Source organism: Synechococcus sp. M16CYN (assembly GCF_040371545.1).
GTDB lineage: Bacteria > Cyanobacteriota > Cyanobacteriia > PCC-6307 > Cyanobiaceae > Parasynechococcus.
Genome location: NZ_AP029048.1, coordinates 287,823 through 309,493 on the forward strand (window position 1 = coordinate 287,823; position 21,671 = coordinate 309,493).

At 46.9% G+C, this 21,671-nt stretch carries 26 protein-coding genes; 12 read left to right on the forward strand and 14 right to left on the reverse strand.

Going from position 1 to position 21,671, the window contains the following annotated elements:
• Positions 1-86: 86 nt before the first annotated feature.
• The 5 genes from ABWV55_RS01290 to ABWV55_RS01310 form a co-directional block, all read right to left on the reverse strand.
• Positions 87-1,022: an SDR family oxidoreductase gene (locus tag ABWV55_RS01290; protein WP_353291960.1), complete on the reverse strand. Its 936-nt coding sequence runs from the start codon at positions 1,020-1,022 to the stop codon at positions 87-89.
• Between the two features lie 179 nt (positions 1,023-1,201).
• The gene (locus tag ABWV55_RS01295) at positions 1,202-1,615 is read right to left on the reverse strand and encodes an HNH endonuclease signature motif containing protein (RefSeq protein WP_353291961.1); all 414 of its coding nucleotides are present in this window, start codon (positions 1,613-1,615) and stop codon (positions 1,202-1,204) included.
• An 853-nt stretch (positions 1,616-2,468) separates the two neighbouring features.
• Positions 2,469-2,912 carry a hypothetical protein gene (locus tag ABWV55_RS01300; protein ID WP_353291962.1) on the reverse strand — a complete coding sequence of 148 codons (444 nt, stop codon included), beginning with the start codon at positions 2,910-2,912 and terminating at the stop codon, positions 2,469-2,471.
• Positions 2,866-3,252, reverse strand: coding sequence for a DUF6554 family protein (locus ABWV55_RS01305; protein ID WP_353291963.1), 387 nt, complete (start codon positions 3,250-3,252; stop codon positions 2,866-2,868). Before ABWV55_RS01305 ends, ABWV55_RS01300 begins: the two co-directional genes overlap by 47 nt.
• A gap of 56 nt (positions 3,253-3,308) precedes the next feature.
• Positions 3,309-3,842: an AbrB family transcriptional regulator gene (locus ABWV55_RS01310; RefSeq protein WP_353291964.1), complete on the reverse strand. Its 534-nt coding sequence runs from the start codon at positions 3,840-3,842 to the stop codon at positions 3,309-3,311.
• A gap of 807 nt (positions 3,843-4,649) precedes the next feature.
• Between ABWV55_RS01310 and ABWV55_RS01315 the strand changes: the two genes are divergently transcribed.
• The gene (locus tag ABWV55_RS01315) at positions 4,650-4,862 is read left to right on the forward strand and encodes a hypothetical protein (RefSeq protein ID WP_353291965.1); all 213 of its coding nucleotides are present in this window, start codon (positions 4,650-4,652) and stop codon (positions 4,860-4,862) included.
• Positions 4,863-4,971: 109 nt separating this feature from the next.
• Here the strand turns inward: ABWV55_RS01315 and ABWV55_RS01320 are convergent, their stop codons facing one another.
• Entirely contained in the window at positions 4,972-6,126 is a 1,155-nt protein-coding gene (locus tag ABWV55_RS01320; protein ID WP_353292794.1) for an alanine--glyoxylate aminotransferase family protein, read from the reverse strand.
• A 74-nt stretch (positions 6,127-6,200) separates the two neighbouring features.
• Between ABWV55_RS01320 and cbiD the strand changes: the two genes are divergently transcribed.
• The gene (cbiD, locus tag ABWV55_RS01325; protein WP_353291966.1) at positions 6,201-7,289 is read left to right on the forward strand and encodes a cobalt-precorrin-5B (C(1))-methyltransferase CbiD; all 1,089 of its coding nucleotides are present in this window, start codon (positions 6,201-6,203) and stop codon (positions 7,287-7,289) included.
• 32 nt (positions 7,290-7,321) lie between these two features.
• Positions 7,322-8,908, forward strand: coding sequence for a glutamine-hydrolyzing GMP synthase (gene guaA, locus ABWV55_RS01330; protein WP_353291967.1), 1,587 nt, complete (start codon positions 7,322-7,324; stop codon positions 8,906-8,908).
• 20 nt (positions 8,909-8,928) lie between these two features.
• Here guaA and ABWV55_RS01335 read toward each other — a convergent pair whose 3' ends face one another.
• Positions 8,929-9,156, reverse strand: a complete 228-nt coding sequence (locus tag ABWV55_RS01335) for a hypothetical protein (protein ID WP_353291968.1) — start codon at positions 9,154-9,156, stop codon at positions 8,929-8,931.
• Positions 9,157-9,254: 98 nt separating this feature from the next.
• On the opposite strand from ABWV55_RS01335, the gene ABWV55_RS01340 reads away from it, so the two are divergent.
• Positions 9,255-10,583: a site-specific integrase gene (locus tag ABWV55_RS01340; RefSeq protein WP_353291969.1), complete on the forward strand. Its 1,329-nt coding sequence runs from the start codon at positions 9,255-9,257 to the stop codon at positions 10,581-10,583.
• Here ABWV55_RS01340 and ABWV55_RS01345 read toward each other — a convergent pair.
• Together ABWV55_RS01345 and ABWV55_RS01350 are read right to left on the reverse strand one after the other, a co-directional pair.
• Positions 10,580-11,461, reverse strand: a complete 882-nt coding sequence (locus ABWV55_RS01345; protein WP_353291970.1) for a hypothetical protein — start codon at positions 11,459-11,461, stop codon at positions 10,580-10,582. The genes ABWV55_RS01340 and ABWV55_RS01345 overlap by 4 nt on opposite strands.
• Positions 11,436-11,609: a hypothetical protein gene (locus tag ABWV55_RS01350; RefSeq protein ID WP_353291971.1), complete on the reverse strand. Its 174-nt coding sequence runs from the start codon at positions 11,607-11,609 to the stop codon at positions 11,436-11,438. Before ABWV55_RS01350 ends, ABWV55_RS01345 begins: the two co-directional genes overlap by 26 nt.
• A gap of 202 nt (positions 11,610-11,811) precedes the next feature.
• On the opposite strand from ABWV55_RS01350, the gene ABWV55_RS01355 reads away from it, so the two are divergent.
• The 5 genes from ABWV55_RS01355 (at position 11,812) to ABWV55_RS01375 (ending at position 15,298) form a co-directional block, all read left to right on the forward strand.
• Positions 11,812-12,096 (forward strand): hypothetical protein, encoded by a 285-nt coding sequence (locus ABWV55_RS01355; protein WP_353291972.1) that lies wholly within the window; start codon positions 11,812-11,814, stop codon positions 12,094-12,096.
• 89 nt (positions 12,097-12,185) lie between these two features.
• The gene (locus ABWV55_RS01360) at positions 12,186-12,509 is read left to right on the forward strand and encodes a hypothetical protein (RefSeq protein ID WP_353291973.1); all 324 of its coding nucleotides are present in this window, start codon (positions 12,186-12,188) and stop codon (positions 12,507-12,509) included.
• Positions 12,510-12,632: 123 nt separating this feature from the next.
• Positions 12,633-13,454, forward strand: a complete 822-nt coding sequence (locus tag ABWV55_RS01365; protein WP_353291974.1) for a hypothetical protein — start codon at positions 12,633-12,635, stop codon at positions 13,452-13,454.
• A gap of 3 nt (positions 13,455-13,457) precedes the next feature.
• Positions 13,458-13,721 (forward strand): hypothetical protein, encoded by a 264-nt coding sequence (locus ABWV55_RS01370; RefSeq protein ID WP_353291975.1) that lies wholly within the window; start codon positions 13,458-13,460, stop codon positions 13,719-13,721.
• A 1,268-nt stretch (positions 13,722-14,989) separates the two neighbouring features.
• Positions 14,990-15,298 (forward strand): hypothetical protein, encoded by a 309-nt coding sequence (locus tag ABWV55_RS01375; RefSeq protein WP_353291976.1) that lies wholly within the window; start codon positions 14,990-14,992, stop codon positions 15,296-15,298.
• A 744-nt stretch (positions 15,299-16,042) separates the two neighbouring features.
• Here ABWV55_RS01375 and ABWV55_RS01380 read toward each other — a convergent pair.
• Positions 16,043-19,342, reverse strand: coding sequence for an SBBP repeat-containing protein (locus tag ABWV55_RS01380; RefSeq protein ID WP_353291977.1), 3,300 nt, complete (start codon positions 19,340-19,342; stop codon positions 16,043-16,045).
• A 49-nt stretch (positions 19,343-19,391) separates the two neighbouring features.
• Here ABWV55_RS01380 and ABWV55_RS01385 point away from each other — a divergent pair, with 49 nt between their 5' ends.
• Together ABWV55_RS01385 and ABWV55_RS01390 are read left to right on the forward strand one after the other, a co-directional pair.
• Entirely contained in the window at positions 19,392-19,625 is a 234-nt protein-coding gene (locus tag ABWV55_RS01385; protein WP_353291978.1) for a hypothetical protein, read from the forward strand.
• Positions 19,626-20,018: 393 nt separating this feature from the next.
• Positions 20,019-20,207 (forward strand): hypothetical protein, encoded by a 189-nt coding sequence (locus ABWV55_RS01390; protein ID WP_353291979.1) that lies wholly within the window; start codon positions 20,019-20,021, stop codon positions 20,205-20,207.
• Between the two features lie 4 nt (positions 20,208-20,211).
• On the opposite strand, the gene ABWV55_RS01395 is transcribed toward ABWV55_RS01390, so the two are convergent.
• Both ABWV55_RS01395 and ABWV55_RS01400 read right to left on the reverse strand, forming a co-directional pair.
• The gene (locus ABWV55_RS01395; protein WP_353291980.1) at positions 20,212-20,385 is read right to left on the reverse strand and encodes a hypothetical protein; all 174 of its coding nucleotides are present in this window, start codon (positions 20,383-20,385) and stop codon (positions 20,212-20,214) included.
• Complete coding sequence (locus ABWV55_RS01400; RefSeq protein WP_353292795.1) at positions 20,382-20,876, reverse strand: hypothetical protein; 495 nt, start codon at positions 20,874-20,876, stop codon at positions 20,382-20,384. Before ABWV55_RS01400 ends, ABWV55_RS01395 begins: the two co-directional genes overlap by 4 nt.
• Between ABWV55_RS01400 and ABWV55_RS01405 the strand changes: the two genes are divergently transcribed.
• Positions 20,772-21,029: a hypothetical protein gene (locus ABWV55_RS01405; protein ID WP_353292815.1), complete on the forward strand. Its 258-nt coding sequence runs from the start codon at positions 20,772-20,774 to the stop codon at positions 21,027-21,029. The two genes, ABWV55_RS01400 and ABWV55_RS01405, sit on opposite strands and share 105 nt — an antisense overlap.
• Here ABWV55_RS01405 and ABWV55_RS01410 read toward each other — a convergent pair.
• On the reverse strand, positions 20,936-21,490 hold the full coding sequence (locus tag ABWV55_RS01410; protein WP_353291981.1) for a hypothetical protein: 555 nt from the start codon (positions 21,488-21,490) through the stop codon (positions 20,936-20,938). The genes ABWV55_RS01405 and ABWV55_RS01410 overlap by 94 nt on opposite strands.
• Complete coding sequence (locus ABWV55_RS01415) at positions 21,429-21,662, reverse strand: hypothetical protein (protein WP_353292816.1); 234 nt, start codon at positions 21,660-21,662, stop codon at positions 21,429-21,431. The genes ABWV55_RS01410 and ABWV55_RS01415 overlap by 62 nt, the downstream gene beginning before the upstream one ends.
• Between the last annotated feature and the right edge of the window lie 9 nt (positions 21,663-21,671).

Here is a 21,671-nt window from a genome sequence, read left to right on the forward strand (position 1 = left end):
ATACCCAGTTGGCGCCGCTTTGCCGATAGCCTCAGTTCTTCTGCCGATATATCAAACAAACAGCAGCTTGAGCCCAGGCAGTCAATTTAGTGGCCCGTGGACGCTATTGGAGTCCAGTTAACTTTGTCTTGTTTTAGGCAATCCTTTAAGCCCTCTCGATAGGTTGGATGAAGTAGGGAATAGCCTAGTTCATGACAAAGAAGCCGGTTGCTGACGCGGCGGTTTTCATTCCAAAAAGACCTTGTCTTAGGGCTCATTTCATTGCATATGTCTTCGTAGTATTCTTGGCGAGGCGGCTTATAACCAAGAAGGTCAGCTGCATAGCGGACGAGATCAGCAGGCGCTGCAGGCTCATCATCCACCACATTGACGATTGTTGGTCGGTGTTCAGAACCGGAATCCTGGATCAGATGCCAGCATGCGCCAGCAATGTCTTCCACGTGAATACGACAAAAAACCTGCCCGGGTTTATTAATCAAGCGGGCTGTTCCCTGCCTAATTGAATCGAGAATAGAACGCCCAGGGCCATAGATTCCTGGTAAACGTAAGATCTGGACTGGTAAGCCTGAGCTCAACCAAGACCGTTCACAGTCCAATCGACGGCGACTGCGTTGTAGTTCAGGATTCGGACAGTCGCTCTCCCGGACCCATTCACCATTACGGTTTCCGTAGACACCAGTTGTGGAAAGATAGCCCGCCCATTTCAGAGGAAGTTTTTTCAACATTGGTAACAGCGTAGAAAGCACGGGATCGCCACCTCGCTGCTCAGGGGGGATTGTACTAAGCAGATGTGTGACACCTTGAAGAGCCTCTGGACTAGGTAACAGCCCCTTGCTGCTGTTGAACACCAAGTCAGCATCGCCCTCATCAGACTTTTTGGCTTGTCGCCTGGTACACAACACAGACGTGCCTAACAAGCGGGCTAGCTGTACTAAGTATCGGCCGCTGTACCCACCCCCCAATACGAGAAGGCGTGTACCCGCTGGTAGAGGGCTATATCGCTCAACGAATGCCGACAGCATTGGTAGTCTTGCATCGCTCCATTATAAGCGCGATACTTTAGTATCAGAGCCACCTGCTACTTGTATTTTCAAGACTTAGCTGGTTGGACTACGCAGCTTGGCATCTTAATCATGCTCAAGCTGGTTGAAAAACTAAAAATCCCCAGAAGGTAAACCACAACCCGTTCGTTAGTTTAGGACTACTTCGCTAATCTCTGCTTAGGCTGCCTAAAGCATGTTCGCTGATTAGCTAAGGGCGAGTATAGCTGATTCGGTTGGGTCCATTGCAGCAGACGTAAGGCAAGATGCAGATCGCCGCAGCGCCATGCACGAATAGCCATGGCACGGCGTGGGTCATAGAAGCGCTGGCAGCGATACCACTCAAAGACGTCGGCATTTGACTTAAGACCATTGCAGGAGAGACAAGCCGGCACACAGTTTTCGGTAACGCTTAAGCCCCCTTTAGCGCGCGGAACAAGATGATCGATGGACTCTGACAGTTGACCGCAATAAATGCAACTTTTTCCGGTAAAAGTATGCAAAGATTGACGCCACTTCCGAACGCGCAACTTGGGACAGAGCTCGTCAAGAAAAACTGCATCCCTACTATGCATCCGAATTAATCGGTTGAAACCGGCATAGCTTAAACGGCATCTCGATTGGATCGCGGCTGCTCTGAAAAAACCATTTGCCTGGCGCTGCTGTACCTTACTGCCACTGTTTATCCATGTTTAGATTTTTCCAAATAATCATCAACTTTTTGTATCGGGAGCATAGTGTTCGCCGCTGCCCGTCACAACTTAGTGTAGTGTTTACCAGCTAACCGAGTCTAAACAGATAAATTTCTCACTTTCCTGTCAGAAGTTAGGCAACGGTGCCCTGCAAGGAAGTTTGACTTCTGATTACTCTTGCAGGAGTGACTTACGCTGCTCACTGATAGTGCAAAGCGAATGCACTTAACTGATTCCCACAGCCAGTTGACCCAGCCATCAAACACAATGTCGTCGGCCGTTATTCAGCCTCGACTCTAAAGTAAGACACATAATGTCCTAGCAGTTAATTTGAGTTTGCTATTTTAGCCTATCCGTTAGCTTTGTTTAGTGACCCAGGTAGAGTAAACAGTTTTAGTTTGGGTAGCTAAAATCAGCATCATTCAAGTTATTTTGCCGGCAAATAGAGCTAATAGACGTAACTATTGGGTTGATTAATGACGAGAAGGCATCGAAGAGCACGACTCGGGCGCCCACCACTAGTTGAGCACTGGGCAATGTTAGCAGCAATGTGCTTCACCATAGAATTGTAGTTATTTATTATTCAACGATTATTGTTGGCATGGCTACATGAGTAGGATAAAGTAATTGATTATGTTGTTTAATATTCTTATCACACCACCTCAGCTTTTGGATTAGGCAAATAAGGCTGAGCCAATCGCATTCTGATGGATCTTCACATATAGAGTCTTCAGCGTTAATTATTACTGCGGGCAGTTAGCGAGTGCTCGCATGTGGCCTGACGCACCTCCAATTCGTAGTGCAGCATCGACCCGACGGTTGCCACTGCTCCTCGAATCAGCTCCAAGCCAGCAGCAACATCCGAACATGCCTCTTGATAATTGCCATTAAGGATGTGAACTAATGCTCGATCTCGCAACAACTCAGCTTGATTAGGAGTTGATACAATGGCCTCATTGCACACTTTAAGGGCACCATCCAGTTCTGAGGTCTGGAACTGCTTCAGACAACTGGTTACTGCAGAGATAGGACTGTTATGCGGCACAGATCTGTTAGTCAGCTTCGACTGGCAGCCAGTACTAAACGGCAAAAGTAAAGCGGAAGCGAAGAAAAGTGCAGCGACTCTAAGATGCTCAATAGCTATAGCGCTCGTCATTGATGGCTGTGGCGTTTGTGCCAACGGGTGTGGTTGAGGCTTTATTAGATGGACTGCTAAACAAATCGCCAAGGAATTGACCGCAATCAGGGAACTTTCTAGGATCATTGACCACAGCTTCAGTGATCATCACAGATGCATGTTCAGGTGATGTTCTGAACAAAGTTTTACCTTGTCGTTTGATGACAGCATAAGCCGCGTTCCAACTCACAATGTGACTATTGCCACTCGAGCGCATGAAGCAATAAATCCTGGCGCCTTTCTCTTCGGTTGCATTACTTGCTCGTACAACCTGAATGCCTCCAAATAGCGTACTGACAAGAGTAAGCGTCGTGAGGATAAACTGATAACCGAAGCGAGGCATAGGTCATGGGTTAGTTTGCCCAACGTATAGGCTAGAGTTTCGCTGTTTGATCCTGATTAGTGTTGCCCAAGGATTGATGAAAGAACGAGACGAACGATTAGGGGAAGCACTAATAAAACAGTGATCAGGCGGACTGCGTGTAAGGCGGCTACCGCTGCTCCGACTCCGAATTCAGCCCCAACTAGGCTCATGCCACTGATCCCTCCGGGTGCCGCTCCTAGAAGGGCCACTACTGGGTTGATACCGAACAGCCGACTGCTCCAAAGGCCAATCACAATCCCCGTAAGAACAAGAGTAACGGTAATCAGCAGGGCCGGTCTCCAAAGACTGTGTAATTGCTCTAAAGATGCTCGTGTCAGCCCCGTGCCAATCACTGTGCCAATACCGATTTCGAGAGCGGTACGTGTTCCAGTTGGCCACACTGCCGAATCTAAGCGTTCACTCATGCTCACGATACCAGCCCCAAGCAGTGCGCCTGCGAGTGGCGCTGCGGGAATTCCACTTAACAATGCCAATAGTCCTAATGTAGTTCCAGCTACCAGGTAGAGCATTAGCGTTGCTAGAGGAGACATGGGAGTTAATGCAGCCATATCAGCTTGATTTGAGTCAGCACCATACTTAATTGATTTGGTTTTAAGTAATGATTATCTGATTCTTGACATTGTTCATGTCCTTCCAAATCACCCACACCTATTGAGGGCTTGACTCAAGCCATCACGATTTTGTCTTGATTTATTCTCAGAGTTTAGCAGTGCTAGGAAACAAGATGGTGGCTATAGCTTCGTTATCAGCTCAAAAATGTGAGCAATGTGTCTAATAAAGTAGTTGGTTAGTCACTTCGAACGTAGTTGAGATTTTGTTCGGGGATGTTCCTGAACTACCGCAAAGCATAGACCCAGCTGCTTTAAATGCCGCGACGAACTGGCAGAACCCACAAGACGCGCTTGCCTTAAGATTAGTTCCTAGACCATGAGTCAGCACCACTGCTTCGCACAGCAGTAGCGAGAGATACCAGAAAGAGATGGGGGGGGGGACACAGTTGCTAGTGTTCGCCGTTTATACTCAAACACTGTCAGTTCTTCCGTTAAGTCTGTACAATAGGCGTGTTGACTATCTATCCCGAAGGCCTCCTTTATCAAAAATGGATTACTAACTGGAAAACTTGGATTTCGCCTTGGCACATACCAGGGTTTTGATGGGTTAGAGCCTGTTGCGATCTATTACGGGGATGTATCAGAGGTTCTGCGTGAAAACACATTTAGAACTGAATATCTAGTGGTCATTATTTCCTAACAGTTTCAGTCCGGTTGATGACTCTGGGGGCTTTTTAATAGAAAAATATTGGCTGTTAACCTTTTGGACGGTAGAATGGCTGCTAAAGATGCACCTCAACTCCATTGTCGCTCATTCTGGCACGATCTGAGACCGCTTCTGGGAAGCGACAGGATCATGAATCAGCAGCTCGTGATTTATTCGATCGGGCTCGTCAGTGTGCCGAAGCTGGGCAAATCTCAGATGCTGGTTCGCTCATTCTTCAAGCACTCAGCCATGAGCGGCGCGCTAGTGCAGTTGGTCCACAAGTGATACAACTGATTAAACCTCGTTCTTAAAACGGCCGGATGGCCAGACCAGACCTAGATAATTTCATAGTTCCGGAGAATGGTGTGCGGCTGTCTATTTCATTTTAAGGCGATTTCACTCGCGTCCGTCAATTGTGTTTTAGATTTGGTTTAGTATCGCGGACACCGCTGCAACTCCAGAACCCACTTTGCTCTTTTGAAGGCCCAGGAACTGCAGAGCAACTTCGATAGCAGAGATAGTAGCCAGAATGTCACGATCGCACACATAACCCAGATGGCCGATGCGGAACACTCTTCCTTTGAGATGATCCTGCCCGCCGGCTAGAAGGATGTCAAATTTTTCCTTCACTACTTTGCGCAGTTGTTCTGCGTCAAGACTTCTTGTGGCAACGGCGGTGATAGCGGGGCTACCATAGCCTTGGGCAGCAAAAAGCGGTAAGCCGATGGCTTCCATACCTGCTTGAGCCGCTGTTCGATGACGTGCATGGCGCGCAAATATCGTATCAAGACCTTCCTCTTGCATCATCTCGAGAGCAGCTTCCAGGCCGAAATAGAGATTCACAGCTGGAGTGAAAGGATTACTGTCTTTGACAGCGGTCTTCTGGTAAGCGCCAAGATCTAAATAAAACTTAGGGAGATCTGATTGTTCGTAGGCCTTCCAAGCACGGCTGCTCATGGCGACGAAGCTAAGTCCGGGCGGAAGCATGTAGCCCTTCTGAGATCCTGAGACCACTACATCAATTCCCCAAGTGTCCATCGGGACGTTGGTGGCTCCGAGGCTAGTTACACAATCTGCAATAGTCAGCGCCGTTCCGTGTGCCTTGACGTGTCTGGTAACAGCCTCCAGGTCGTTGATCACGCCGGTGGAAGTTTCCGAGTGGGTGAGTATAACTGCTTTGATCTGCTTTGCCGTGTCTGCTTCAAGCGCGGTACGAAAAGCTTCAGTGTTAAGCGGTTGTCCCCACTCCGCTTTTATGACCTCCACCTCAAGTCCATAGGTGCGGGCCACCTTAACCCAGCGTTTCCCGAATTTGCCATTGTCTCCGCAGAGAACTTTGTCGCCACGACTGAGGGTGTTGATAATTCCTGCTTCCATGGCCGCCGTGCCACTGCCAGTGATCACTAACACATCGCCACTGGTCTGATGTAGCCATCTTAGTTGCTTAGCTGTGCGTCGCACGACGGCCTGGAATTCACCGCTGCGGTGACCGATGGGATGACGACCCATCGCCTTGAGCACCGTTTCTGGAACCGGGGTTGGGCCCGGAATCATCAAGGTGAGCTTATCCTGCATGGCGTGGGAAATGCCAAGCGACGATTCTAGAAAACAGTGCTTCATCCATCATTGATAAGGCCATTCCAAATTCAGTGAGTTCCGGGTTGACTTTGCCGGTCTGGGTAGCTGCAGCGGCTAAAGCATCATTGCGTGCACTACTTGGACAGCCGTTTGCTGCTCAAGTGCAAGTAGAACTCTCAGATCGTCCCGACCCAGTCTCGGTGCCTGTGATCTCAGCAGCACAATTGGATAATGGCAAACAGGCTTTGGCGATTAGTTATTGCGACCCAGGGCTAATACTCGACCTCACTCGTAACCTCGAAATCTGGGTACGTGTGTCTTGGGGACCTGATAATCAGACAGGATTGCAGCTGTTGGCTGGAACAGGCGTTGGGACTAAGGGTCCAGGTGGTGACTTGTGCATTTCTACTTACGCCCGAGATTTGTTGGTACGTAATTTATTGCCCTTGGATCGGGCCCTAACTGTTGAGATTGTACTCCCGAGGGGGCGAGATTTGGCTTTACGGACCAGTAATGCTGCTTTTGGCGTTGTCGACGGACTGGCTCTTATCGGAACTCAAGCCGAAGTACAACACAGTGCAGCGCCTAATCAACTGAAACAGGTGCTGTTAGAACTAGCCCGACTCAAAGCAGACCAGCAGTTTCAAAAGGACCTAGTGCTGGTCATAGGAGAAAATGGATTGGATTTAGCCCGTCAGGCTCAACTCAAGCCTTTGCTTAAGGTAGGTAACTGGTTGGGTCCGGTGATGGTTGCAGCAGCTGAAGCAGGTGTCCAGAACCTTTTGCTCCTCGGCTACCACGGTAAACTGATCAAGCTTGCTGGTGGAATTTTCCACACGCATCATCACCTTGCAGATGGACGCATGGAGGTGTTAACCGCCCTCGGTTTCGACGCAGGGCTGTCGTTGTTTCATTTACGTCTACTTCGTCAAGCCGCCTCGGTGAACGATGCTTTAAAGCGACTGGAGGCATTAGATTCAGTCGCTGCTAATCACCTGTGGTTACGACTGGCATCAACAGTTGAGCAACGCAGTCAAGAGTATGTGGCTCGCTATGGTGATTGGCCGATGCAAATTGGTGCTGTGTTGTTTGATCGCAGCCGTCGTTTACGCTGGCGTGGACCGATAGCGGAAGAGCGGTTCTTTACACTGATGGATTGACGATTGTCACAGCGCGGCACACACCTGGAGCGATGTCCCAGCCCTCGTCCGACGGTCAGCGTCAGCCGGCCATCGTCATCCTTGATTTCGGGTCTCAATACTCGGAACTGATTGCCCGTCGCGTACGCGAAGCTGAGGTGTTTTCAGTTGTTCTTGGTTACACCACCACAGCATATGAGCTCTACCTGATGGCGCCGAAGGGAATCATCCTTAGCGGTGGGCCGAACTCGGTTTACGCTGAGCATGCGCCTGTTTGTGATCCTGCGATCTGGGATCTTGGTATTCCGGTACTGGGTGTTTGTTATGGCATGCAATTAATGGTTCAGCAGCTGGGGGGTGTTGTTGAAGCTGCTGCTGGTAATGCGGAATACGGCAAGGCCCCACTTGAGGTAGATGATCCCGCCGATTTGCTGATCAATGTGAATAGCGGCTCTACGATGTGGATGAGCCATGGTGATTCGGTCAAGACTTTACCTGAAGGCTTTGTGCGTTTGGCCCATACCGCCAAAACGACTGAGGCAACGGTGGCGCATTTGCAGCGCAGGTTTTACGGCGTGCAATTCCATCCAGAGGTGGCGCACTCTACAGATGGGATGGTCTTGATTCGCAATTTTATTCACCAAATTTGTGGCTGTGATCCAGACTGGACAGCTGCCGCTTTTATTGATGAAGCTGTAGCATTGGTGCGCGAACAAGTAGGTGATAAACGGGTTTTACTTGCCCTTTCAGGAGGCGTTGATTCCTCCACGCTTGCTTTTTTGCTGAAAAAGGCAATAGACGACCAGCTCATGTGCATGTTTATTGATCAGGGCTTTATGCGGAAAGGAGAACCTGAGTTTTTGATGGATTTATTTGATCGAAAGCTTAATATCCATGTGGAATACATCAATGCGCGCAAGCGATTTCTTGACAAGCTGGAAAATATCACTGATCCAGAAGATAAACGTAAAATCATTGGTACTGAGTTTATTCGGGTGTTTGAGGAAGAAAGCAAGCGTCTTGGACCGTTCGATTACTTAGCTCAAGGGACGCTTTATCCAGATGTGATTGAGAGCGCTGGCACTAACTTCGATTCCAAAACCGGTGAAAGGGTAGCCGTAAAGATCAAAAGCCATCACAATGTGGGCGGTCTGCCCAAGGACCTGCAATTCAGATTGGTGGAACCGCTTCGCAGTTTGTTCAAAGACGAAGTACGCAAAGTCGGCCGCAGCCTTGGTTTACCAGAGGAGATTGTGTGTCGCCATCCCTTTCCTGGGCCTGGATTAGCTATTCGGATTCTTGGAGAAGTCACTGATGAGAAGCTTAATTGTCTACGCGATGTAGATCTGATCGTACGTGAAGAGATTCGTGACGCAGGGCTGTATCATGATGTCTGGCAGGCTTTCGCCGTTTTGCTTCCTGTTCGTTCTGTTGGAGTGATGGGCGACCAACGCACTTATGCGTGGCCAATTGTATTAAGGTGCGTTTCCAGCGAAGATGGCATGACTGCGGATTGGTCACGCCTTCCTTATGACTTGATGGAAACGATTTCCAATCGAATTGTCAATGAAGTAAGAGGAGTAAATCGGGTTGTTTTGGATATTACGAGCAAACCTCCTGGTACAATCGAGTGGGAATAGTCACTGGGGGAAGAATCCAGTCATAGAACGGATCTGGTGGTTTCACGTAACCGACACGCGACGGATACTTCACCGATTTGACTGGGGTTTGGAGGGGTCGGTTTCACGTAGGTTTCACGTAGAGGTCTGCTCACCTCTCTATAGAGAACTCGTAGAGAAGCAGTTTTCTCTACGGGGTAGACCCCTTGTGTCCGTAGAGAAGTCATTGAGAAATCAACAACGTAGGAAGTGACTCTTCTACGAGTCATCGTAGAGAGATCGTCCTATAATGGAAATACGGTCGATAAGGAACTCGTTTTTAGTGGGAAGTCGGAACAACAGAGGGAACAACCAAAAGTCCTATGGGATGTATGAGGAACTGACTCACTTGCGTGTCAGTGCGGATGCGGAGGTTCCATATGTCTACAAGCGTTTGGACACACAAACTCACCTTCCAGTCGAAGACAGGACCTATCAACTTCGTATTCCTGTTCCTGGTTCTAAGGGGGTTCGGAAGTCCCTGAAGACCTCTGATAGGACAACTGCGATCGAGAAGTCAGAAGAGGAAGTCCTCCAGTTGAGAGTTCTTCTGAGACAGGGAGGAAGTCCCAATAAGGTTTCTGTTCTGGAACTGGTGAAGAAGTTCCTTAAGACCAAGGAGGTTCGGATTCGTGGAGAGTGGGAAGGGAAAGAGGATCGTGGAGATAAGAGTATTACTCAAGGAAGATATGAACTGGTTCGTGGGAAGTTGTCCAACTATTTCATTCGTTTCTTAGGTGAGAAAACGGATGTTCGGACGATTCCTTTATCCGTATGGAACGAGTGGGAAACCTGGAGGATCAATAACAACACAAGGAAAGAACTTGGAACGCCCAGTTCTGACACGATTAAGAATGAGATGGGTATAATCCGTGAAATCTGGAAATGGGGTATTGAGAACTCATACCTTCCTAATACTCCTAAACTTCCATTCCATGATGAGAACCTGACTCCGAACGACAAGGTTCGTCGGGACTCTTGGGAACCTCACGAATGGAAGATATTTTCTCGACGTGTCCGTGAGTGGGTGAGGTCGCTCAAAGGTAGTCAGGAAGAGGTTTGGGACTCTTGGATTTCTTATCAGATGATGTTCTTTCTTGCCAACTGTGGTATGCGTCCTGGTGAAGTTTGTAAGATTCGTAGGAAGGATGTTGAGTTCTATATTCGTAATAATCAAGATCATAAGTTTAAGAACCTGTGCTGTCTTGTCCAGGTCCATAAGTCAACAAAAACTGGTTCTCGTCAGGTCAATGCCATGGGTGGTTCTTTCCTGAAGAGAGTGTTTGATAAGTCAAAGCATAAAAAGAAGAGTGATTTCGTTTTTTGCCACCTTGATGGAACTCCTCTCACTACATCTGAGTTCCGAAACCAGTTTTACAAAATGACCAAGTTCACGAACGAAGATGAACGACTTGGGAAACGCCTAACGCCTTACGCACTCAGACATCTCTATTACACAATCCGCCGATACAATGGAACAACTATTGAGGGTCTGAGTAAAAATATGGGTAGTGATTACACTTATCTAAAGAAACACTATGATCATACAGAGAATCGATTGGATACGGAGAATCTCACGAGGATGAATAATGCTCTTGGTTTGGGTGGAAAGTTTATCCCTGAAGGGGAAGATTTTATGGTTCCAGAGGAGATCTAAAGGGGTGGATTGATTCCACTATTTTTGATCATCAAATTATACCAAATAGACAACTCTTTTCGATCGCCTAAAACTTGTTCCAACCTTCGTTTGAGGTTGTGTCTGGTTCCTGCGTCTTCGGTGTGACCCATCAGGAAGCAGACCTTTGCGACGTAGGTCTGACCGTGTTTCTCCCAGAACTTCTCCCGTCCTCCATCGACGTGGATCAGGAACCCCGTGAACTGACGGAGAGGTGTGTCTCTCACCTCGTCCACGTTCTTCAGGTCGAACTTCTTCTTGATGTCCTCAGGAACCTCCAGGAACCACTTCGGGGTCAGTTCCTTCTCCAGGACTCCTCTCCAGAAGACCGAGTAGTCACTCCACTCCCTCTGACGGATGGTGAGAGATCCCTCTGTGGTCGTCTTCTGGAGGAGCAACCCGTATTCCTTACAAACCCTCCTGAGGTCTTCCTCAAGCGTCTTCAGGGTCTCTCCTTCCAGAGGAACGTCGTCAGGTCGCAGGACGTTCCACATCACCTCGTGTTTTGACCCCCAACGTCCCTTCTCACCGTCTGGGGTGGTCAGGTGGGGTGATTTGACCTGACGGACGTATTGGGTGACTCCCTTAACGGTGGTGGAGGGGGTGACGTTCTTGGTTCGGACTGAGTTGAGGAGTTCCTCTGGTTTCAGGGAACACAGGATGTGGATTGTCGAATAGGAGGAGGGGAGACCTTTGATCAGTTCCTGACGGTGTTTCGTGGAGAGTCCTGAGAGGGTTTTTCCAATGACCCTCAACTTGGAGAAGATCTTGTCCTGGATTCCCGATTCCTCCTTGTAGACCTGGTAGGTCGATGGATCCAGTCGTTCCTTCAGGTCAAACAGACCACAGGAGAGGTTCACGATCTGTTCTGTGGAACCCGTGTATGGGTTCTCCACCACGAAACGTCGGAACGTCTGGAGTGAGTCGTCCTTCTTCTTCACCCCTGACCATCGTCGTCAGGGTCACTCTACTAATGGTCGTAGAGATTTCATAGAGGAAAAGTCGCACCGAAGAAGTGTCTCTTTCTACGGGACAACGTAGAGAAATCGTTTATTATATGGAAGTGGTCAAGGGAGGGTTCCTTCCCAAGACAAACAACAGTCGATAAACCGACTCAAAACCCTATCGGTGAGAGAACACCGAGAAAAAACAAATCCCATATTCTTTTTCCAAACAAATGGATTATCCGACTGCGACTTTTGTTCGTAATATGGTTCTGACTGATTTGATTAGTCAGCATCAAGAAAAACTTGACTACTCGATTGTGAGTAGTGTTGTCTGGAGTGAAAGCGAAGCACCCAAAGAGGGCACGAAAGAAGGAAACGATTTAATCAATCATATCGTTAAAAAGTTTGGTATTGATCTCGACGATTTCATTTACACACAGATCTCGATTTTCGACCACTCTTTTGAGAACGACCCCGAATGGTTTGACGAAGAGGATACTGACGAAAAAGATCGTATCCGAGACAAAGTTCTCGAACTGATTGGTTGATTAATCAATAGTCGATAAACCGACTTAAAACCCTATTGGTAAAAACACCATAAGCATATTTTTCATTCACTTTATCGGAGTTAATCCTCATGTCTAACGTCTTCCAAGAAACTATTTCCGAACTCACCAATGCTTTGGAGATTGCTAAGAATCTTTCCGATGAGCAAGTAAAGAACTTGTATGGACTCTCAGACAAATATCAAACTAAGTGTAATGGAGACGATGTGTCCCCTTCTGATTTTGATGATTACCTTTCTGAATCAATCGGTTTTAGCAACTACACCATTGCGACTCTTGTTCTTGATGGTGAATGTGGAAACCTGAAGGAAAGTATTTGTTCAGATGTTTGTGAAACAAACGAAGAAGAGAATCAAGTAGAAGAACTTGTTGATCGTATCTTCGCCTGGGTTTAGTTCAGATCCAATCTGCCAACTCTGCTCTTATTTGAGCATTCGATAGGTGAATAAAAGCAAGGGAACCCACCTTTATAACTCCTTCCTAAGAAATACATAAAACAATCCTTAGGAGTAGTCCTCATGTCTAAGAAGAAGTCCAGAAAAACTGCTGGTAAGGGTTTTGGAAAACCTCAAAAACCGCACAAGTTGATTCGTCAAAATGGTCTGTTATTGATGGACCGCAAGACCCTTTTGGAATCACTCCGTTTCGTCAAGGAAAAGGAGCAAGATGGATTTGATATTGCTGATGCTGAAAAGGTTTCAGAAGACAAGTTCCATCAAAAGATTCTGAAACTGTCTTCCATGGGTCATGTCCGACACAATCGAGAAGCAGTTCCAGTTTCTGTCTTCCATAATCCAGAAACTGATAAAGCACTTTATTGTCCTCTTACCCGTGATGAGTTCTCACTCGTTCATGGAATGAGAACTATGGACGAGGATGGAAACATAATCGAAAGTGTTGATGCTCCTAAGGTCCAATATGCTTATACGCAGGGAAATACTTTCTATTTTGATCTGGAAAAACTGGATGAGTTGGAGGAGATGCTTCCTTATAATGAACCCACTTTGGATGAACTGATTTATTTGGGTCAGATGGATGAGAGATTCACTCCTCTCTCAAAGGAAGAATACGACAATCATTTGGGTTTTATTATTCATTCTTGCGGTCGTGATTGGGACAAGTTTTCCCGTATGTATCGCACCAAAGATGCTGGTGATGGATTAATCCATATTGCGACGGAGGTTCAGATAGGAACTGGTGGTGAGGAGTTCTATCAACCCCAGAAGACCCGTCATGCTTGGTCGAAGAATGTTTATTCAGTTCCTCTCTACTTTGAGGAGAGCGGACAGGTCTCAGTCCCTCCTTACGCATTAGTTGGATCGATTGAGAGTGCTGTCTGACCCATGAAACCAGCACAGGTGAACCGCAGGATTCAGAACTTCCTGCGGGACCTTGCTGACGAAGGAACATTCCGTATGCGAAAAAAGACAGGACACCCTGTCTGTGTTGCTTCTTATGGGGGTGAGCAGAGGTCTTTCTCTCTCTGCTGGACCCCTGGTCAGAACTACCAGAAGTATGCGGTCTGGAACCTGAATCAGTTTGTGCGGACACTCCCTTTGGACGATCCGCCGAGGTTCTCACTACATAAGTTCTTCGAGGACTTCTGACCCTCGTTAAACCCTGGTTCTGGGGACCAGGAGACAGAAAGTAATAACTCCCCTTTTATTCACTTACTCAGTTGCTCGACTCCTGAGCAAGAAACTGCTTAGCAACCTCCTTCTCACGGATATATTTCCTGTAGAGAGGGGGGTTCCATTGTTTTAGGAAGGTCGAAAACTTCATTGTGTAGGAACACCTTTGATTTCCCTTCCCACCATTCAGACCACGATTACATGAAAAGAAGTAAGAGAAGGATTGAGGGACTGGGTAGATGACAGCACACTTCTCATTGCTTTTGGAATCGTTCTTTTGTGCGTCTCTACAGAATGGACAAGCAACCTTATATCCAGTCCCGTCTCTAAACTGGTGCTTCTGATATGGAGACAATGATCGAATAACTGCTTGGAGATATTGGTCTTGTAATGACATTAGAACCTTATTTCATTCTACTCGATATATTATAAGGGAAACATATTGACTTGACAAGGTGTAAAATAGCAAGTAAAATAACTCTGTCAGGGTTGATAGGGAACTTATAGGTAGATATAAAAGAGATAGATTCTGGAAATATCTATTTGTCTATATAATACATAGAGGTTTGACCAAATCATGTCTTAGTCCAGTAATAAATAATCAAAGAGATACGACCGAAGGGAGTTTCACCGAACGAAGTGAGGTGAAAGAACAATAAAAATGTCAAAATAAATATAGGCGTGTTTTGTATCTCTTGCGATCTAACACTGTGAAAACTATAGATCTCAAGTTCCCAATAAACCCCTCACGTATACCCAACAGAAATCAAAGAGAATGCTTTTGCCACCAAAGAATCAGAACAAGTTCATGATGTCCTATAAGACGAAGGAAGTTCCTATCTACCTTCCAATGGAGCAATACCTAATGGAAGATTTAGGTATTGCCACAAGGTGTGATGTTCATAAGTTTGCTCTAAAGCACCTCTATAAGACCCGTAAGCAATCAAAACTGGAGTTGATATGAGCACAAAGACCATTACCGCAAGGGTGCCAACACCTGTTCATGCGATGTTCGAGGAAGAGAAAAAGAGATACAGGATGACCACTGACCAACTCATCACTGAGTTGATTGAGGAGTCATATGGGACCAGGAAGAAGAGATGAACCAGCACCCTCACAACAAGACCTCACCAGCAGTGTCCTTCTATGCGGAGACCCTTCAGAACTTCGTTAAAGCAACTGGAGACGGACACTCCTACAGAGATGACTCCAGACCCCTCAATATCCGACTGAAACCAAATGAGTTGTATGCGGTCAGAGCACAGGATGACAAGCGGTTCTACCGCACAGTCATGATCAAAAAGAACCAACTGAATGGTGGGTTCCAAACTCTGGTCTCAAATCCTGTAATGGGGACCATTCCGGATGGGATACAGGAGGTTCCTCAGGAGCAGGTGTTTAAGCAGATGCGGGATATGAACTCCAGCATGGTCACTGGACAGGACCTCAAAGCATTCCCCTTCACGGGTGCCATGGGACCTTCAGAGATTGCTCCTGGGAATGGTCTGGTCAGTCAGCACCACAAGAACCTTCAGAGGAGGAATGAGAGATGAAAACTTTTGAGCAGTTCAGAAGCGATGTGGTCTTCGCACAGGAAAACCTGATTGCTGAAGCAAAGGGTTTTAAGGACGCAGTGAAGAGAAGACGCAAAGAGAGAAGGGAGTTTCTCAGTGCCAGGGATAAGAAGATACGCAAGTTAAGAAGTTCTGATTCCCACTGGTCGGGTTTGGTCTAAGAACTTGCTTCAGCACTCCAAATAAATAATCACATACAGAATGTTAGTGATGAAATCCATATAGGTTTTTCTACCACCTATTGCGAAATAACTCTCCAAAGTTATAAACCCCGCTTTTTGCCGAAGTGGGGTTTTGCCATTTTGACTAATGAGGAAGTCCCCTCATCAACCAAGATTCATATACAAAGAAAAGAAGAAAGAATATAACGATTCCTGCTACAAGAAGTTTTCCGTTCATTTGACCGTTGACGCTATCGCCCGTCTGATATTAAGTCAAAACAACAGATAGGGGTCAATATAAAAACGATAGAGACCCAACCCTACAACGCACCTAAAGAGCAAACGAAATATCAAATCCACTTTGACAAAAAAATCCCCCAGGATTTTTGAGGTCCAGGGGGTCGAGGGTTGTCTTGGGTCTTATCGGTTGCCCAGCAGTCGATCGATCTTCTGACCAATAGAAAGGTCTCTCTCGGTCTGCTGGTCGATGAAATCAGCAAATAGGTCTTGCTGGTGCGGAGACTCTGCCACTGAGGATCTGAAGGTCTCTACTAATTGGGACTTAGACGATCGTGAAGTCACTCGCACCTAATTCAGGTGCTCCTATGAGTTTTGCGAAAAAACCGCCATCGCCCCAACCTTTACTTGCGCCATTTTCATTGAAGTAAAGATTCCCATTCTTTTCGTTGTATATAAAATCTACCGATGTTTTTGCGACTTGTTTCGCTGACTTTTTGTTCTCAACCGCCTCAAAGTCGAATGCAGAACTTACTCCATAGACGTCTCCATCGATAAGAATTGAGTCGCCCTCCGTAGGGTCGAAATCAACGATATTATCTTTTTTACTTTTTCCAAAATCATCGCGCTTGTGGAACAAGAAACCATCTCCTCCACCCTTCCCTTCCAGTTGATCTTTATTCAAGCATCCAACAAGTATTTCTGCATCTTGTGTACCTGTGATGATGTCCTTTTTAGACGTCCCGAGAATGATATTTGAAACAACCTGATTTCTTATTATAACTGCTTCTCTCAGTTCGTAGTTTGATATCTCATCCACCATGGGGAGATTATTGATGGATTGAACACCAGGGTTGATAGGACCAGGACCAGGACCAGGGTCTATTGGTATTGGTGCAGGATTAGCACCCCCTGGAGGACCAGGATCAGGATCAGGTTCTATTGGTGCACCCCCTGGAGGACCAGGAGCAGGACCAGGGTCTCCTGGTGCAGGATTACCACTCTCTGGAGGGTCAATGGGTTCAGGGTCAATGGATTCAGAGTTAATGGGAGTTGGGTCCTGAGGTGGAAGGCATGCGCATGGTTCTGGTAATGGTCGTAGATAAAGTTTTATTTTCTTTCTATATCTGCCCCCATCAAGATCAATTGTGCGGATCCGAATTCTATAAATCGTGGTGCTGTCTTCTGAGGTAGGTACTTCTCGTATCATCAAATTCTCGCCGTCGATCTTAAATTTGTGATTGTCTCTATCACCCCTTCCTTTGACTAACTTATATCTATGACGGTCAGCATGGTCCTGGTCTTGACTTGATAGTGCTGCAACTGTACGGACTGAACTAAAAGTTCCGGAATCCAATCCGTAATATGATGTAGCATTATCTATATCTACATAATGGTCATTGAATGTATCGCCGGAAGAAAGATATAAATCTGTTGGCGCATCATTGATGTCATTCACACTCAAGTTGAATGACTTCTCGAAGGTCAGTCCACTTGAGTCTGTGGTTTGCAGTCGGACTGAGTAAGAAGACTTGGTTTCAAAGTCTGGTGACTCAATGATCTTTAGTTTATCGTTCTCAATGGTGAAAGAAGCATTATCGGTATCTCCAGTTCCAGTGACCAGTGCGTAGGTATGGTTGTCTCCTGAATCTGGGTCTGAGGTGCTCAGGGTTACTACTGCAGAACCACTTGCGATGTTTTCGTCAAAGGATGATGCTGATATTGAGATATCCGTGGGTGACTTATTAAAGGCAAACCTACTAATAAATGCATCAGCACTTCCACTATTTGTTTGCCCATCCAAATCCCCACTGGTAGAACCCGTGATGTAGATGGATTCATCATCAGAAATGCTGATAAATTCTGCTTCGTCAGAATCTGACGTTCCTAGTAATTGTGTCCACTGCCTAGATCCGTCACTATTGTATTTACTAATAAATGCATCCGTATTTCCACTATTTGTTTGCCCATCTAAATCTCCACTGGTATAACCCGTGATATAGATGGATTCATCATCAGAAATGCTAATGGAGGATGCATAGTCATAATCTGATGTTCCAAGTAATTGTGTCCACTGCCTAGATCCATCACTATTGTACTTACTGATAAATGCATCAGCACTTCCACTATTTGTTTGCCCATCTAGATCCCCATAGGTATAACCCGTGATGTAGATGGATTCATCATCAGAAATGCTAATGGAGGATGCATAGTCATAATCTGATGTTCCTAGTAAATGTGTCCACTGCCTAGATCCATCACTATTGTACTTACTGATAAATGCATCAGCACTTCCACTATTTGTTTGCCCATCTAGATCCCCATAGGTATAACCCGTGATATAGATGGATCCATCGTCAGAAATGCTAATGGAAAATGCGCAATCGTGACTTGATGTTCCAAGTAATTGTGTCCACTGCCTAGATCCATCACTATTGTACTTACTGATAAATGCATCCGTATTTCCACTATTTGTTTGCCCATCCAAATCTCCAGGGGTAGAACCTGTGATGTAGATGGATCCATCGTCAGAAGTGCTGATGGAAAATGCGTAATCGTGACTTGATGTTCCTAGTAATTGTGTCCACTGCCTAGATCCATCACTATTGTACTTACTGATAAATGCATCAGCACTTCCACTATTTGTTTGCCCATCCAAATCTCCAGGGGTAGAACCCGTGATGTAGATGGATCCATCGTCAGAAGTGCTGATGGAAAATGCGTAATCGTGACTTGATGTTCCAAGTAATTGTGTCCACTGCCTAGATCCGTCACTATTGTACTTACTGATAAATGCATCAGCACTTCCACTATTTGTTTGCCCATCTAGATCCCCCTTGGTAGAACCCGTGATGTAGATGGATCCATCATCAGAAGTGCTGATGGAAAATGCATAGTCATCATCTGATGTTCCTAGTAATTGTGTCCACTTTCTGTGTGGAATTGCTAATTGACTGGAAGGAGAATCTTCTAAGTCATTCACATTAAAAGTAAATGATTTTTCAAAGGTTAGACCACCAGAGTCTGTGGTTTGTAGTCGTATTGAGTAGGAAGAGTTGGTTTCAAAGTCTGGTGATTCATTAATGTGGAGTTGATCACCATCAATTGTGAATGCGCTGTTATCGGTGTCTCCAGTCCCAGTGACCAGTGAATAGGCATGGTTATCACCTGCATCTGAGTCTGTCGTGCTCAGGGTCGCGACTGCAGATCCACCTGCGATGTTCTCGTAAAAGGATGATGCTGATATTGAGATATCCGTGGGTGTAAAAGTTACTTTTGAGGGATCCTCATCCAGATCAATGACAGTCAAGTTGAATGACTTCTCAAAGGTCTGACCAGCAGAGTCCTTGGTTTGCAATCGAATTGAGTAGGACGACTTAGTTTCAAAATCTGGATAGTGATTTATAATTAATTCTGCAGGGATTGTGTTCGCATCGCCGGAATCTCCGGGAATGCCTCCGAATATATCTGTAGGGGCGCCCCAAAAACCATCTATTTCTGGGATATCGACTTCTGAAGGATTGTTGATGGAAAAAAGATGGTTGTCTACGCTGCCAGGACCTTCTACTAGTTGATATGTATGCTTGTCATCCTTGTCCGCGTCGACTGTCGACAACAGTGCCACGATTGACAATGAATTTATGTTCTCATTAAAGGATAGAGAAGATAAGGTGATGTCAGTTGGTTCGCTGCTGCTCTCCTCGTATTCATATGTATACGGGTTTGACAAGTCGGTTTGCGAAACAGTTAATACCCCTCTTGAATCAAGTACTTCCGTGTTGCCTGCTTCGTCTGTGTATTCAGCAATTACGTACCAGTCATTCCACCCTACTGTGTTTTCCTTCCAGAGATTGAATGATACTGCAATTCTTGCTCCATCTCGCCATTGCGTAACGCTCTTCTCGTAATTAATTGAGTCGTTCTTGAAAGCATAGGTTACGGGTTGATATATACTTATTCCGTCTTGATCTTGGATGCCGGGGGATATTATCGGAACATCTTCTCCAGGGAATTCGGTGGAAATCTTGTAATAAAGGTTATATCCGTCAAAAAGACCGAGAGTATTTAATGCGGACACCTCTTCTTCCTCCTACAGATTTTCTTAATCTAGCATATCTGTGTTGTCTGATTGAGCGCTTATGCGGGATTCGCTGCAAATTTCTAATCCTTTGGACGAATGAAAATAACTTGACTGCTTTGCGCCTGAGGGTAAATCTCATCCTCTGCCTCTACGATTCTCTCGGAAATGCCTAGGATTTCTGGACGTCTATCTTCAAGTTGTCAGTGTAAATTATAAATGTATGGATTTCGCATGCATTCGCTCCTTTGAGTCGTTCTCTGCCAGTCGCGAGTGCATCAATCACCCCCTTTACATCGTAGAGGAATTAGTGCTCTTGCACGTAATGCGTACTCGTGTTGCAGTTGTTGCCCAAGTTCGCAATGCAAATACCTTTCTCACTCCATCGAAAACAGGGACACTGAACTACTGACTCGCTACCTCCTGTTCCCAAGCAATCGGTCAATCTTCTGACCAATAGAAAGGTCTCTCTCGGTCTGCTGGTCAATGAAGTCAGCAGACCCCCTCAGGAAGTTGGTGGTGAAGTTCCGTGCCTGAGGGTTGGTCCAAACCAAGTAACCACAAGCAACCAGCATCAGCAGTCGAATCACGGGGTACCTCCAAGACCAGAAGCAACGGCATCGAAAAGTTCTTTCGCCACCTCACGGGGCAAGTCATCCGGGAGTCCCAGAGAAAACAGCGCCTGGTTCCCTGCCGCTGCTGCGACCCGGAGTTGAGTTGCAGAAATGCCCTCAACGCCATCTGACTCCGGATCCCTATCCCCTCCGGAGACCACCTCGATCTCCTCCATGTCGTAGAGGTCTCCGTTGTATTTGGCGGTCAGAGCAGAGAAGGTCTCCAACCGGTCGCCTCCAACCACCATCACCGCTTTCTGGAACCCTTCCTCACTCGCCAGGGTCAGGACATCCAGAGCGGTCCGCACCCGTTCGTCATCCACAAAGCAAGACGCCATGGACGGGAACGCCAGTCGGAGGAAGTGGTGCTTCTGCTCTGGGGTCAGCGGGTTCTTCTTGGCGTCCTGGGTCCTGGACGGATAGACCCTCAACTCCCCATCACCAGCGAACTGCCGAGCAGCAACCAGAAGACGAGCGTGTCCCTTGGTTGGTGGTTGGAAGCGCCCAAAGACAAAGGTGAGGGTCTTCAGCAAGTCGCCCTCCCCAGAAGGGCACCAGCAGCAGCACCGATCGAGGTTCCCAGGATCGTCTTGTTCGACTTCCTGCCTCCCACGGCGTAGCGACCAGCAACTCCCCCAAGGATCCCACCAAGTCCCATCCGGGCAAGGGTTCCATCGCACCTTTGCTGCTGTGGAGCAATCGCCTGGTTATTGACCACCAGCGGTTGTGCCTGCTGTTGACCCACTGGGACTGGTGTGTGGGGATAGTGCGGGTGGTGGGCGACGACTGGAGCAGGAGTCCCATAGGAAGAGCAAGGGATTTCGACCTGCCCCTGAACTATCCGACCTGAAACCCAGATTCCATTGGGTAGGTAGTGCCCTGGTTTGTAGGTCTCGGTGTAGCGGTAAGCGTTACAGGTCTCCCTCACGACTTGGTGGTGATGAGCAAGTGCCCCAGTTGGTGAGACCAGAACTGAAGTTGGGAACAGGAGTGTTCCCATGAGGAAGAGGTGTCTCATCTCAAACCACCTCCAGTGTTTTGACCATTCGAGAAACCAGTGAGGGGTGGAATCTGGTCCCACGCTCAGTGGTCATCCCAGAGGAGTTCAGAACCTCACAGATTCCACGCAAGGACATCCCCCGACGACGTAAGGGAACGATCACGTCGGAGACCTTCTGACAGTCCTGACGGTGTTTCTCCTTCTTCCCCTCTGCCAGACGTTCGAGGTTCCATCTGGGTGTTCCGAGTTTCACTCCTCTCTC

What these genes read in the sequence shown, in the direction of transcription:
- ABWV55_RS01290 (WP_353291960.1), bottom strand. Translation starts at nt 1,022, where the DNA reads ATGCTGTCGGCATTCGTTGAGCGATATAGCCCTCTACCAGCGGGTACA.
- ABWV55_RS01295 (WP_353291961.1), bottom strand. Translation starts at nt 1,615, where the DNA reads ATGCATAGTAGGGATGCAGTTTTTCTTGACGAGCTCTGTCCCAAGTTG.
- ABWV55_RS01305 (WP_353291963.1), bottom strand. Translation starts at nt 3,252, where the DNA reads ATGCCTCGCTTCGGTTATCAGTTTATCCTCACGACGCTTACTCTTGTC.
- ABWV55_RS01310 (WP_353291964.1), bottom strand. Translation starts at nt 3,842, where the DNA reads ATGGCTGCATTAACTCCCATGTCTCCTCTAGCAACGCTAATGCTCTAC.
- ABWV55_RS01320 (WP_353292794.1), bottom strand. Translation starts at nt 6,126, where the DNA reads ATGCAGGATAAGCTCACCTTGATGATTCCGGGCCCAACCCCGGTTCCA.
- guaA (WP_353291967.1), top strand. Translation starts at nt 7,322, where the DNA reads ATGTCCCAGCCCTCGTCCGACGGTCAGCGTCAGCCGGCCATCGTCATC.
- ABWV55_RS01335 (WP_353291968.1), bottom strand. Translation starts at nt 9,156, where the DNA reads ATGACTCGTAGAAGAGTCACTTCCTACGTTGTTGATTTCTCAATGACT.
- ABWV55_RS01340 (WP_353291969.1), top strand. Translation starts at nt 9,255, where the DNA reads ATGTATGAGGAACTGACTCACTTGCGTGTCAGTGCGGATGCGGAGGTT.
- ABWV55_RS01355 (WP_353291972.1), top strand. Translation starts at nt 11,812, where the DNA reads ATGGTTCTGACTGATTTGATTAGTCAGCATCAAGAAAAACTTGACTAC.
- ABWV55_RS01360 (WP_353291973.1), top strand. Translation starts at nt 12,186, where the DNA reads ATGTCTAACGTCTTCCAAGAAACTATTTCCGAACTCACCAATGCTTTG.
- ABWV55_RS01365 (WP_353291974.1), top strand. Translation starts at nt 12,633, where the DNA reads ATGTCTAAGAAGAAGTCCAGAAAAACTGCTGGTAAGGGTTTTGGAAAA.
- ABWV55_RS01370 (WP_353291975.1), top strand. Translation starts at nt 13,458, where the DNA reads ATGAAACCAGCACAGGTGAACCGCAGGATTCAGAACTTCCTGCGGGAC.
- ABWV55_RS01385 (WP_353291978.1), top strand. Translation starts at nt 19,392, where the DNA reads ATGTCAGTTGGTTCGCTGCTGCTCTCCTCGTATTCATATGTATACGGG.
- ABWV55_RS01390 (WP_353291979.1), top strand. Translation starts at nt 20,019, where the DNA reads ATGGATTTCGCATGCATTCGCTCCTTTGAGTCGTTCTCTGCCAGTCGC.